We start from the raw sequence: 13,298 nt of genomic DNA, 5'->3' as shown, positions 1-13,298 counted from the left end.
ACCCGCCGGTCCGGTGCACGCCCCCTGATCCGTGCGTCTCAGGCTCTCAGGCTCTCGGGTTCTCAGGCGCTCAGGCCAGATGCGCCCGGGGCTCACCCGCGGCGTCCAGCTCCAGGACCCACAGCTCGTTGGCGCCCTCGCGCAGCACCGGCCCCGGGACGTACAGCGACTCCTGCGGGCCCGCGGACCAGTAGCGGCCCAGGCAGAAACCGTTCACCCAGACGAAGCCCCGGGTCCAGGACGGCAGCGTCAGCCGGGCGTCACCCGCGCCCGTGACCGTGAACGCGGCCCGGTACAGCCCGCGTTCACGCCCTCCGTCCGGCAGCCCTTCCGGCACCGCCCCGTACGGGATCCGGGCCACCGCCTCCGCGTCGTCGAACGCGTCGAGCCGCAGCCCCCGCGCCCGTACCCCGTGCAGATACTGCCGCTCGTGCAGCACCCCGCCCGTGATGCCCTTCGACTCGCCCAGGCTCGGCCCGTAGTTGATCCGCGCCAGCGACTCCACCCAGATCTCCACGGACGCGGGCCCGGCCACCGGCTCCGTCAGCGCCGGCTCCCCGTCGCTCAGGGTGCCCGCCTGGGCCCGTACGCCGTCCACGTACACCACCGCCAGATCGCGCAGCCCGGCCAGCGTGAGCCGCTGCGGGGTACGCGGACCCGGAATGTCCACGCGGTAGCGGACCAGCCCCCGGTCCACGCCCAGCTCCTCGAACGTCGGGGGCAGCACCGACCGCGACTCGGGGCCGCCGAGCGTCTCCAGGACCGCGTCCGGCGGCGCCCACCCGGTGAACTCCGCCGTCACGGGCGCGGCCAGCACGGGCGGCGCCTGCGGGATCTCGGGCAGCGGACCCTCCTGGTACTCCGCGAACACCTCACGGAACAGCCGGAACTTCTCCGTCGGGCGGCCGGCCTCGTCGATCGGCGCGTCGTAGTCGTACGACGTCACATCCGGCTCCAGCGCCCCGCCGTTCAGCTCACCGGCCCGGTTCGCCCCGGCCCACCCGGCGAAGTTCGTCCCGCCGTGCGCCATGTACACATTGACGGAGGCGCCCGCCTCCAGGACCTCCCGCAGCGCGCCCGCCGCGTCCGCGGGATCCCGTACGACCGGCTTGCCGCCCCAGTGCTCGAACCAGCCGCACCAGAACTCCATGCACATCAGCGGGCCCTCGGGACGGTACCGGCGCAGCGTCTCGAAGGCCGCGCCCGCGCCCGAACCGAAGTTGACGGTCGCGAGCAGCCCCGGCACCATGCCGCCCGTCAGCATGTGCTCCTCGGGGCCGTCCGAGGTGACCAGCGGAACCGTGATCCCGCAGGCGCGCGTCAGCTCCGTCAGCCGCTCCAGATAGACCTGGTCGGTGCCGTAACTCCCGTACTCGTTCTCCACCTGCACCATGATCACCGGACCGCCCCGGCCGAGCTCCCTGGCCGCCACCTGCGGCAGCAGCTCCCCGTACCAGCGCCCCACCGCACCCAGGAACGCCGTGTCCCTGGTCCGCACCCGCGCGCCCAGCGGCCCCGTCAGCCAGTGCGGCAGCCCGCCGTTCTCCCACTCCGCGCAGATGTACGGGCCCGGCCGGACGATCGCCCACAGCCCGGCCGCGTGCGCCGCGTCCAGGAACCTGCCGAGCGCCGCGACCTCGTGGAACCGGCCGGGCTCCGGCTCGTGCAGGTTCCACGGGACGTACGTCTCCACACAGTTGAGGCCCATCGCGCGCAGCATCCCGAGCCGGTGCGTCCAGTGCTCCTCATGGACCCGGAAGTAGTGCAGCGCGCCGGACAGCAGCCGTACCGGACGGCCGTCCACCTCGAAGTGCTCTTTCCCCACCGTGAATCCGGTCATCGGCTCAGCCACCGTCCGTTCTGGTTGTCCGCCGTCGCGTCTGCCGGACCAACCCTCTCCCGGTGGCGTCGGCACGGTCCATGGACAAAGATCAGCACTGGTTGGACGGAACGGCGGGGAGCAGGCCGGGGGAGGGGACGACGTACCGGATGACGTACCACACCTGGATGCGGTTCTTCAGCCCCGGCCCGGTCCACCACGGGCTCGGGCTCGTCTGCCTCGGCGTCGGCCTCCAGCAGGGCGCCATCCCCGTCGTCGGACCCCGCACCCTCGACCACCACGTCGCCGTCGTCATCAGCACGGGCAGCGGCTGGTTCCGCTCCGCCGACGGACGCCGCACCACCGTCACCGCGCCCGCGCTGCTCTGGCTCACGCCCGGCGTCGCCCACCACTACGGCCCCGACCGGCAGGGTGGCTGGGACGAGAGCTTCGTCGACTTCGCCGGACCCGCCACCGCCACCTACACGGAACTCGGCTACATCGAACCCGACCGGCCCGTCGTCCCCCTCTCCGACGCGACCGACGCCCGCGCCGCCGTCGCCCGGATCGCCCGCGCAGCCCGCCACGGCAACCCCCTGCTCGAAGTCGAGACCGGCGCCGCCGTCCACGAACTGCTCGTCGCCCTGCGCCGCGCCCGCGCCGACACCGACGCCGAGGGCGACCCCGTACTCCAGGCGCTCGCCCGCGACGCCTGCCGGCCGCTCACGGTCGCCGACCACGCGGCCCGCCACGGGATGACCCCGGCCGCCCTGCGCACCGCCGTACGCCGGGCCTCCGGGCGCAGCCCGAAGGACTACCTGCTGGGGATCCGCCTCGGCCACGCCAAGGAACTCCTCGTGGCCACCGAACTCCCCGTCGCGGCCGTCGCCCGCCGGGTCGGCTACGACGACCCCGCCTACTTCTCCCGGCTGTTCACCCGCCGGGTCGGGACCGCGCCCGTACGGTTCCGGGAGCAGCAGAGCCGTACGGTGCCGGGCGTACCGGAAGAGGGGATCCCGCATTCTGACCACCCCGGGAGCCCGGGGCCCCGCTCCGTCTAAGCTGCCTGACCATGACCACGAGCGACCCCGGCACCCCTCCTGCCAGCGACGGCGACGGCTACGGCGACAGCGGTAGCCGTAGCGACAGCGGTAGCGGCAGCCCCATCGACGCGTCGGTGCAGTCCGAGCTGACCCGGCTCCGCGAGAGCATCGACAACATCGACGCCGCCGTCGTACACATGCTCGCCGAACGCTTCAAAGCCACCCAGCAGGTCGGCTTCCTCAAGGCGGAACACCACCTCCCCCCGGCCGACCCGGCCCGCGAGGCCCGCCAGATCACCCGGCTGCGCCAGCTCGCGAAGAGCGCCCGCCTCGACCCGGCCTTCGCGGAGAAGCTGCTCAACTTCATCATCGCCGAGGTGATCCGCCACCACGAGACGATCGCCGGCGAGAGCCGCGGCCACGACGCCTGAGCACCACGCCTGAGTACGGCGCCTGAGCACCACGCCTGAGACGGATCCCGCCACGCCCCCTGAAGGGGGGATCCGGCGGCGGGATCCGTGCGCTCACAGCGCAAAGAACCTTGCTGCGCGGCCCCAGGACCATCGGGCAGCATGGCTCCATGTCCGTACTGACGCGCGACGAAGCGCAGACCCGAGCCCGGCTCCTCGACGTCCAGCGGTACACGATCGCCCTCGATCTGACCACCGGCGAGGACACCTTCGACTCCAGCACCGTCATACAGTTCACGGCCCGGGCGGCCGGAGACACCTTCGTCGAGCTGAAGCCCGCCACCCTGCGCACCGTCACCCTCGACGGCGCGCCCCTGGACCCCGCCGCCCTCGACGGGAACCGGCTCGCGCTCACCGGGCTCACCCCGGGCGCGCACGAGCTGCGCGTCGACGCCGCCATGCGGTACTCCCGTACCGGCGAGGGCATGCACCGCTTCACCGACCCCACCGACGGCGAGACGTACGTCTACACCCAGCTCTTCATGGAGGACGTCCAGCGCGTCTTCGCCGCCTTCGACCAGCCCGACCTCAAGGCCGTCTTCGAGCTGACCGTCACCGCGCCCGACCGGTGGACCGTCCTCGGCAACGGAATCGCCGAGCGGACCGGCCCGGAGCACGGGGGCACGGAGCAGAGCGGGAAGGGGCAGGGCGGGAAGGCGCAGGGCGGCGCGGGCCACTGGAGTCTCGCCCCCACTCCCCGCATCTCCACCTACCTCGTCGCCGTCGCCGCGGGCCCCTGGCACAGCATCCGCACCGAACACGCCGGCCTGCCCTTCGGCATCCACTGCCGCCGCTCCCTCGCACCCCACCTCGACACCGACGCCGACGAGATCTTCGAGGTCACCCGCGCCTGCTACGACCGCTACCACGAGAAGTTCGAGGAGCCGTACCCCTTCGACTCCTACGACCAGGCATTCGTCCCCGAGTTCAACGCGGGCGCCATGGAGAACCCCGGCCTCGTCACCTTCCGCGACGAGTTCGTCTACCGCTCCGCCGTCACCGACAACGAGCGCCAGACCCGCGCCATGGTCATCGCCCACGAAATGGCCCACATGTGGTTCGGCGACCTCGTCACCCTCACCTGGTGGGACGACATCTGGCTCAACGAGTCCTTCGCCGAGTACATGGGCTACCAGACCCTCACCGAGGCCACCCGCTTCACCGACACCTGGGTCGACTTCGGCATCTGGCGCAAGGGCTGGGGGTACGACGCCGACCAGCGCCCCTCCACCCACCCCGTCGCCCCCGACCCCGCCGCCGTCCCCGACACCGCCTCGGCGCTCCTCAACTTCGACGGCATCTCCTACGCCAAGGGCGCCTCCGCGCTCCGCCAACTCGTCGCCTGGCTCGGCGAGAAGGACTTCCTCGCCGGCATCAACACCCACTTCGCCCGCCACAAGTTCGGCAACGCCACCCTCGCCGACTTCATCGACTCCCTCGCCCACGCCACCGACCGCGACGTCCACGCCTGGGCCGAGCAGTGGCTCCGTACCACCGGCGTCGACACCCTCACCCCCAGGGTCACCGACCACGCCACCCGCTGGACCCTCGACGTCGACCGCGACGGCAGCCGCCCCCACCGCCTCACCGTCGGCACGTACGACACCGCCCCCGACGACGGCGCCCACCCCGCCCGCCTCGTCGCACGCGACCGGCTCGAACTCGACCTCCCCCTCACCGAGCCCCTCACCCTCCCCGGCCGCAGGCCCGCCCTCGTCCTCCTCAACGACGGCGACTACACCTACGCCAAGGTCCGCCTCGACGCGCCCTCCTGGGACACCGCGCTGCGCGCCCTCTCCGGCATCCCCGAACCCCTCACCCGTACCGTCCTGTGGAACGCCGCCCGCGACATGGTCCGCGACGGGGAACTCGCCCCCACCGCCTACCTCGACGCCGCCCGCACCCACCTGCCCCACGAGACCGACGTCGCCCTCGCCGAAGGCGTCCTCGCCTTCGCCGCCGCCCAGATCACCGACCGCTACCTCACCGCCGGACAGCGGCCCGCCGCGCTCGCCACCCTCACCGCCCTCTGCCGCGACCTCATCCGCCGCACCGAGGACGGCAACCACCCCGGCCTGCGCCTCACCGCCGTACGCCACTTCATCGACGCCGCCACCCAGCCCGACCCCCTCCAGGACTGGCTCGACTCCGGCAGCGTCCCCGGCGGCCCCGAACTCGACCCCGAACTGCGCTGGCGCGTCCTCACCCGCCTCGCCGTCCTCGGCGCCGTCGACACCGCCACCATCGACGCCGAACTCGACCGCGACCCCAGCGCCACCGGCCAGGAAGGCGCCGCCCACTGCCGCGCCGCCCTCCCCGACCCGGAGGCCAAGGCCCGCGCCTGGGCCCGGCTCTTCGAGACCGACGAGCTGTCCAACTACCTCTTCACCGCCACCGCCAAGGGCTTCTGGCAGCCCGAACAGGCAGACCTCGTACGGGAGTACGTCCCCCGCTTCTACCCCGAGGCCGTCGCCCTCGCCGACCGCCGCGGCCCCGCCATCGCCGACGCCGCCGGCCGCTACGCCTTCCCCGCGTACGCCGTCGACGAGGAAGCGCTGCGCCTCGGCCGGAACTGCCTGGACGGTACGGAGATGATCCCGTCCCTGCGCCGCAAGCTGGTCGACCAGATCGACGACCTGGCCCGCGCGCTGCGGGTCCGTACGGGCTGAACCGCGCACGGAATCCACCGGGGGCCGGTCTCGCGCCAGGCCGGCCCCGGCGGACCGGACGCCCCGGCTGCACCCGGCTGCCCCTGGTTGCACCCGGCTGCACCCGGAGTGTTTTTCAGCCTTTTCGGCGACCGGCGCCTGATCCCCCGATACCCCTGACAGCGTCGCCTCGTTGTGCTTGCCAGACACCACCACTCGTGGAAGGCAGCACACGCCGATGACCGACCACCCCACCGACCTCGCCCACCCCCACGACCTGGTGGGCATCGGCATCGGCCCGTTCAACCTCTCCCTCGCCGCCCTCGCCGACGGCATCCCCGGCCCCGACGGCATCCACGGCCCCGACGGCGCCCGATCCCCCCTCACCACCGCCTTCTTCGACCAGAGCCCCGCCTTCCACTGGCACCCCGGCCTGCTCATCGACGGCGCCACCCTCCAGGTCCCGTTCCTCGCGGACCTGGTCACCCTCGCCGACCCCGCCAGCCCCTGGTCGTTCCTCAGCTACCTCAAGGCCCGCGACCGGCTCTTCCCCTTCTACTTCGCCGAGCGCTTCCACATCCAGCGCGCCGAGTACGACGCCTACTGCCGCTGGGTCAGCGAACACCTCCCCGGACTCCACTTCGGCCACCAGGTCGACGCCGTCCGCTGGAACGGCGAACGCGACCTGTTCGAGGTCGACTTCACCCAGCTCGACCCCGACGGCGAGGTCGAAGCCCTCGGCCGCGCCTACACCCGCCACATCGCCCTCGGCATCGGCACCGAACCGTACGTACCCGACCCGCTCAGGCCGCTCGTCGACGCCCCCACCGTGCCCGTCGTCCACTCGGCCGACTACCTCGACCAGCGCGACCGGCTCCTCGCCGCGGGACACATCACCGTCATCGGCTCAGGACAGTCCGGCGCCGAGGTCTTCCTCGACCTGCTGCGCGCCCGCCCCGCCGGAGCCGAGCGGATCCACTGGCTGGCCCGTACCGAAGCCTTCGCGCCCATGGAGTACTCCAAGCTCGGCCTGGAACAGTTCACCCCCGACTACACCCGCTACTTCCACGCCCTGCCCGAACGCGCCCGCGACGACCTCCTCCCCAGCCAGTGGCAGCTCCACAAAGGCATCGGCCCCGAGACCATCGCCGCCATCCACGACGAGCTGTACCGCCGCACCCTCCACGGCGGCTGGCCCGACGCCGTCCTCACCCCCGGCGTCCAGATCCGTACCGCGGGCCGCGTCGGCACCACCAAGCTCGAACTCCACCTGGAACACCGCAGGCAGGCCACCCGCACCCGGCTCACCACCGACGCCGTCGTCCTCGCCACCGGCTACCGGGAACGCTCCCTCGACCGGCTCCTCGCCGGGCTCGACCCGTACATGTGCCGGGACGGCTCGGGACGCCCCCGTATCGACGCCCACCACCGGCTCGTCCTCGCCCCGAGCGTCAGCGGCTCCGCCTACGTACAGAACGCCGAACGCCACACCCACGGCGTGGGCGCACCCGACCTCGGACTCGCCGCGTGGCGCGGCGCGACCATCCTCAACCACCTCATGGGCCACCTCACCGGGACAGAGCCCTACGCCCTGCCCCGGCGCACCGCCTTCACCACCTTCGGACTCGGCGCCCAGGACCGGACCCCCACGGTGCCCGCACCGAGGGGCCTGGTCCCGCTCACCGAGGTCCGCTGATCACCACGGGAAACCGGCTGTTCGGACGGCTCAGGAAACCGGCTGTACGGACGCCTCAGAAGACCGGCGTACCGTCCCGCGTCAGCTTCCAGTCCACCGAAGCGAACGCCGACGGATCGACCGTCCCCGCCGCCTTCACCCAAGCGATGATCGTGTTACGGATCTCGTCCGAGTTCGACCAGAGCTGCCGCGCCCCGGCGATGTGCGGGAAGTTCCCGCCGCCGCTCGCCCGGTAGTTGTTCACCGCCAGCACGAACGTCGCCGCCGGATCCAGCGGCTGCCCGCCGAACCGCGGATCCACGATCCGCGAACCCGCGGGCTTCGCGATGTCGATCTCGTACGTCAGCCCCGACACCACGTCGTAGTTGTAGTCAGGGGTACCGTCCGCGTTCGTCAGCTTCGACGTGTCCACCGGCGCACCCGCCGCCGTCCGCACGTAGTACTTCGCCGAGTACTCCAGGTACGCCAGTATCTGCGCGCCGGTCACCAGCCGCGCCTCCAGCGTGTTCTCGAACGGGTACAGCCCCGCCGCGTCCTTGATCGTCACCTCGCCGGCCGGGATCCCCGCCGTACGCGAGAAGCACGACGCCTGGGAGAGCACCGGCAGCGCCGCCCACTCGCCGCCCGCCAGTGCCGCCTTCACCGTCTCCGCCTGAACGTGGTTGATCAGGTCGATGATCGGCTCGTCCTTCCACGGCGCGTCAACCGTGGACATCGCCGCCGTCGATGTACCGATCACCTGGTTGACGTACGCGACGACCTTGCGGTGCTCGTCCGACAGCAGCCGCGTGATCTTGTTGTCCTCCGCGACCGTGTTCGAGTTGAGGACCTTCGACGTGACCTTCTCGACCGTCCAGCGCCCCCGCTCCCACACCAGCTCGAAGTCGAAGAGCGTCAGCCGCTGACCCCACTTGAGCGGCTCGGACAGCACCACGTCCTTGCCGGTCGCCTTGTTGACCACCCGGCGCTCCGGGATCTCCGCATGCGCGTGCCCGACCAGGATCGCGTCGATGCCCGGCACCCGCTCGGCCACCAGACCCGCCGCGTTCTCCACGTACGGAAGCTGGTCACCGTACGACGACGAACCGTCCGACCCCGAGTGCGCCGACACGATCACCACGTCCGCGCCCATCGAACGCAGCTTCGGCACCCACTTCGCCGCCTGCTCCTCCAGACCCGGGAACGTCATCTTCCCCTGGACGTTCGCCTTGTCCCAGATCGCGATCCCGGGGTTGGTCAGCCCGAGAATCGCCACCCGCACCTCACGGCCGCCCGGTGTCCGCAGCTTCTTGATGACGTACGGCGCGAACGCCGGCTTCAGCGTCTTCGCGTCCAGCGCGTTCGCCCCGAGCAGCGGAAAACGCACCTGCTCCTCGAACTTGCGCAGCACCGGAATGCCGTAGTTGAACTCGTGGTTCCCGAGCGCCGCCGCGTCGTAACCGATCGCGTTCATCGCCTGCGCCATCGGATGCACCGGACCGCGCTTCGCGGTGATCGGGTCGACCTTCGCGTAGTAGTACGAGAGCTGGGTGCCCTGGATGGTGTCACCCGCGTCGATCAGCAGCGTGTTGTGGCGGCCCTTCTCCTCGCGGATCTGATCGACCAGCGTCGAGATCTTCGCCAGACCGACGTCGTTGTGGGCGGCGTCGTCGAACTCCTTGTCCGTGAAGTAGTCCCAGTTGAAGACGTTTCCGTGCAGGTCGGTCGTCCCCATCACCGTGAACGCGTACCGCTTGGGCGGACGTCCATGAGCGGAACCCTGACCATGGACGGCGGCCTGCGCCGGAGCCGTACCCCCGGCGGCCAGCGCCGCTCCGGCACCGGCGACGGCCGCACTGCCCAGGAGCGTCCTACGGTTCAGCGGCATTTCTTCTTCTCCCTCGATCCATCGCGCAACGATCCATTGCACAACGCGCGTAGATTCTGGCTCAGAACCACCGCACCGCAACACCCCCTGCCGGTTTCGATCAGATGACTGCCAGAGGTCGCGTCCCCGGTCCACGCGGAGAGTGTCGGACCCGGATGCGAGAGTAGGCACAGCAGCACGGACCGGCACAGCAGCACGGACCGGCACGCAGCAGCACGGACCGCCACCGCCGTACGTACGAGGGAGCCGCCCCCATGACCACCGACACCCCGACCCCCGCCCCCTCCTACGGCACCCCCGACACACCCAGGGTCGCCGTCCGCGGCGAGGCACGGCTCGAAGTCGACCCCGAGATCGCCCGTATCTCCATCACCGTCGGCGCCCGCGGCACCGACCGGCGCACCGCCCTCGACGACCTCACCCGGCGCAACGCCTGGGTCCTCGACCTCGTCAAGAGCTACGGCGACGCCGTCGAGAAGCTGGAGACCGGCGCCTTCTCCATCAGCCCCGAGCTGACCAGGCACGGCCGCGGCGAACGCATCCGCGCCTACCACGGCCGCGTCCACCTCACCGTCGAACTCGCCGACTTCACCGCTCTGGGTGAACTCACCACCCGTATCGCCGACCTCGAACTCACCAGCGTCGCCGGCCCCTGGTGGTCCCTGCGCCCCGACTCCCCGGCCCGCGGCGAGGCCCGCCGCCAGGCCGTACGGGAAGCGGTCCAGCGCGCCCGGGAGTACGCGGAAGCGCTCGGCGCCCGCCTCGCCGCCCTGGTCGAGCTGGCCGACATCGGCGCGGAGAACAGCGGGGGATACGGGATGCCCGCCGCCCCCGGTGCCCTGCGCAGCGCGGCGTACGGAGGCGCGGCCTCCGCGGAGGCGGCGCCCGCGCTCGACCTCGAACCGCAGCGGCAGACCGTCCACGCGCAGGTGAACGCGCGCTTCACGATGACGCCGCCGGATCTCAGTTCCTGAATCCGCCGGAATCCGACCGCCCCGAAAGCGCTCATCGGAGCACCCCCGCGCACACTTCAACCCAGTCAACAACCCTTCACGCAAAGGTTGTTGAGCAGTCATGCAGACCCAATTCCCTACCGGTGGGTAAGCTCTACGCTCGACCTATGCGCCGAGCGAAGATCGTCTGCACCCTGGGGCCCGCCACCGACTCGTACGACCAGATCAAAGCACTGGTCGAAGCCGGAATGGACATCGCCCGCCTCAACCTCAGCCACGGCACCCACGCCGAACACGAGGAGCGCTACCAGCGCGTACGGAAAGCCGCCGAGGAAACCGGCCGCAGCGTCGGAATCCTCGCCGACCTTCAAGGCCCGAAGATCCGCCTCGGCCGCTTCCACGAAGGCCCCGTACTCCTTGAACGCGGCGACGAGTTCACCATCACCGTCGAACCCCACGAAGGCGACCGCCACACCTGCTCCACCACCTACGGAGGACTCGCCGCCGACGTCACCACGGGCGAGCGCATCCTCGTGGACGACGGCAAGGTCACCCTCGAAGTCACCTCCGTCGACGGACCCCGCGTCCGCACCCTCGTGGTCGAAGGCGGCATGGTCTCCGACCACAAGGGCCTCAACCTCCCCGGCGTCGCCGTCTCCGTCCCCGCGCTCTCCGACAAGGACATCGACGACCTCCGCTGGGCGCTCCACCTCGGCGCCGACATCATCGCCCTCTCCTTCGTGCGCAGCGGCGCCGACATCGACGACGTCCACCGCGTCATGGACGAGGAACACCGCAGGCTCCCCGTCATCGCCAAGGTCGAGAAACCCCAGGCCGTCGAGAACATCGATGACATCGTTGCCGCCTTCGACGGCATCATGGTCGCCCGGGGCGACCTCGGCGTGGAAATGCCCCTCGAACAGGTGCCGATCGTCCAGAAGCGCGCCATCAAACTCGCCAGGCGCAACGCCAAACCGGTCATCGTCGCCACTCAGATGCTCGACTCGATGATCGACAACTCCCGCCCCACCCGCGCCGAGGCGTCCGACGTCGCGAACGCCGTGATCGACGGCACCGACGCGGTGATGCTCTCCGGCGAGACCAGCGTCGGCAAATACCCCGTCGAGACCGTCAGGACCATGGGCCGCATCGTGGAGGCCGCGGAGGAGGACATCCTCGCCAAGGGCCTCCCGCCCCTCACGGACCGCAACAAACCCCGCACCCAGGCCGGCGCGGTCGCCCGCGCGGCCGCGGAGATGGGCGACTTCCTCGGCGCGAAGTTCCTGGTCGCCTTCACCCAGTCCGGCGACACCGTCAAACGCCTCTCCCGCTACCGCTCCCCGATCCCCCTCCTCGCCTTCACCCCCGACCCGGCCACCCGCTCCCAGCTCAACCTCACCTGGGGAGTGGAGACCTTCCTGGGCCCCCACGTGGACTCCACCGACGCCATGGTCGCCCAGGTCGACGAGGAACTCCTGCGGATCGGCCGCTGCCGCAAGGGCGACGTGGTCGTCATCACGGCGGGCTCCCCGCCGGGCGTGGCAGGCTCCACCAACCTCGTCCGGGTGCACCACATCGGCGAGGACGACACCCCGAAGTAGCCGCCCGTCACGTCCGGGCCCGTACCCGGGGCGGTACGCCGTTCCGTGCCGTTGCCAGCCGGCGGGCCCAGAAGACGCGATGGGCCCAACGGGTCTCCCGCGCGTGGACGATCCGGTGGCCACGCACGTACGCCGCACGCGCCCGCCGCACCCCGTCCTCGTAACCGGCCAGAGCCGCCGCGTCCCCCCGCAACCGGGCGTCCACGGCCTGCCCGGCGCCCATCCCCGTGTACAGGGCGGTCAGGACACCCTGCGAGGAGAGCGGGTCGAAGGCGACGGCCGCGTCCCCGGCCGCGACCCAGCCGTCCCCCCACACCCGGTCCAGGAACACACTGTGCGCGGGCGCCCTGCGCAGCACCGCCGACTCGGCGAAACCATGGGGCTCCGCCCGCCGCCCCACATGGCGGGTCGCCAGAAGACGCGGTCGCAACTCCGCCGCGGTACGAAGAGCGGACGACGGCAGATCGGCGTCGGTGAAATAGGCCACCAGCCGACGCCCCCCGGGCAGCGGCGCCGTGTACCACCAGCCGTCCTCGTCCGACTCGACCAGCGAACAGCCCTCGACGGCGCCCGGAGCCGCCCCGAGGACCAGACACAAGGCGGCCAGCCGATCACACCTCCGCCGCCGCGCACCGCATCCGACGGCCACCGCGGCGGCCCGCCCCGTGGCGTCGACCAGCCAGCGACAGCGCACCGTACGGTCACCGCCCGCGCCGCGCAGAACCAGGACCCAACCGCCGTCCGGCCGGCGGACGGGCCGGCGCACCGCGCTGTTCTCGACCACCTCGGCCCCCGCCGCCCGCACCGCCTCACGCAGCCGCCCGTCGAACACCCTCCGGTCCAGGTACCACCCATGGCCCCGCGGATCGTTGATGAGGTCGACCGCCCGCAACTCGGACGAACCCCAGGCCGACAGGTTCGCGTAACAGGGCAGATGCCCGGAGCCCAGCACCCCGCCACCGGCCCCGAGGTCCTCCAGCAGCACCGCACCGGCGGACACGAGCGCCTCCCCGACCTTCGGCGGGCCGGTCCCCGCGTCCGCCAGCAGGACCCTCCGGCCCGCACGGGCGAGCGCCAGCGCCGCCGCGCAGCCGGCCGGCCCACCACCCGCGACCACCACGTCGAACCCGGCGCCGGGACGGCCGCCCGGGGACCGACCGAAGGACGGCGCGCGGCTCACGACCTCGCGGGCCACACCCCC

At 71.7% G+C, this 13,298-nt stretch carries 9 protein-coding genes; 6 read left to right on the top strand and 3 right to left on the bottom strand.

Going from position 1 to position 13,298, the window contains the following annotated elements; all coding sequences use genetic code 11:
* Positions 1 to 70: 70 nt before the first annotated feature.
* A complete protein-coding gene (locus ACIO3P_RS35095) occupies positions 71 to 1,840 on the bottom strand; it encodes a beta-galactosidase family protein (protein WP_401850346.1) in 1,770 nt (589 codons plus the stop codon).
* Between the two features lie 149 nt (positions 1,841 to 1,989).
* On the opposite strand from ACIO3P_RS35095, the gene ACIO3P_RS35090 reads away from it, so the two are divergent.
* From ACIO3P_RS35090 to ACIO3P_RS35075, 4 genes are all read left to right on the top strand, one after another.
* Positions 1,990 to 2,880 (top strand): AraC family transcriptional regulator, encoded by an 891-nt coding sequence (locus tag ACIO3P_RS35090; RefSeq protein WP_329826324.1) that lies wholly within the window; start codon positions 1,990 to 1,992, stop codon positions 2,878 to 2,880.
* An 11-nt stretch (positions 2,881 to 2,891) separates the two neighbouring features.
* Positions 2,892 to 3,293 carry a chorismate mutase gene (locus tag ACIO3P_RS35085; protein WP_401850344.1) on the top strand — a complete coding sequence of 134 codons (402 nt, stop codon included), beginning with the start codon at positions 2,892 to 2,894 and terminating at the stop codon, positions 3,291 to 3,293.
* Positions 3,294 to 3,442: 149 nt separating this feature from the next.
* The gene (pepN, locus tag ACIO3P_RS35080; RefSeq protein ID WP_401850343.1) at positions 3,443 to 6,001 is read left to right on the top strand and encodes an aminopeptidase N; all 2,559 of its coding nucleotides are present in this window, start codon (positions 3,443 to 3,445) and stop codon (positions 5,999 to 6,001) included.
* A gap of 217 nt (positions 6,002 to 6,218) precedes the next feature.
* On the top strand, positions 6,219 to 7,676 hold the full coding sequence (locus ACIO3P_RS35075; RefSeq protein WP_401850341.1) for a lysine N(6)-hydroxylase/L-ornithine N(5)-oxygenase family protein: 1,458 nt from the start codon (positions 6,219 to 6,221) through the stop codon (positions 7,674 to 7,676).
* Between the two features lie 55 nt (positions 7,677 to 7,731).
* Here the strand turns inward: ACIO3P_RS35075 and ACIO3P_RS35070 are convergent, their stop codons facing one another.
* On the bottom strand, positions 7,732 to 9,543 hold the full coding sequence (locus ACIO3P_RS35070) for a bifunctional metallophosphatase/5'-nucleotidase (protein ID WP_401850340.1): 1,812 nt from the start codon (positions 9,541 to 9,543) through the stop codon (positions 7,732 to 7,734).
* A 254-nt stretch (positions 9,544 to 9,797) separates the two neighbouring features.
* Between ACIO3P_RS35070 and ACIO3P_RS35065 the strand changes: the two genes are divergently transcribed.
* Both ACIO3P_RS35065 and pyk read left to right on the top strand, forming a co-directional pair.
* Complete coding sequence (locus tag ACIO3P_RS35065) at positions 9,798 to 10,517, top strand: SIMPL domain-containing protein (protein ID WP_401850339.1); 720 nt, start codon at positions 9,798 to 9,800, stop codon at positions 10,515 to 10,517.
* Between the two features lie 146 nt (positions 10,518 to 10,663).
* Positions 10,664 to 12,097, top strand: coding sequence for a pyruvate kinase (gene pyk / locus ACIO3P_RS35060; protein ID WP_329826102.1), 1,434 nt, complete (start codon positions 10,664 to 10,666; stop codon positions 12,095 to 12,097).
* Between the two features lie 7 nt (positions 12,098 to 12,104).
* Here pyk and ACIO3P_RS35055 read toward each other — a convergent pair whose 3' ends face one another.
* On the bottom strand, positions 12,105 to 13,292 hold the full coding sequence (locus tag ACIO3P_RS35055) for an NAD(P)/FAD-dependent oxidoreductase (RefSeq protein WP_401850337.1): 1,188 nt from the start codon (positions 13,290 to 13,292) through the stop codon (positions 12,105 to 12,107).
* Positions 13,293 to 13,298 lie beyond the last annotated feature (6 nt).

Source organism: Streptomyces sp. NPDC087310, from assembly GCF_044744405.1.
In the GTDB taxonomy this organism is placed as follows: Bacteria; Actinomycetota; Actinomycetes; order Streptomycetales; family Streptomycetaceae; genus Streptomyces.
The sequence above is the reverse complement of the archived record's forward strand: the minus strand, read 5'-3'. Positions and strand labels throughout refer to the sequence as shown.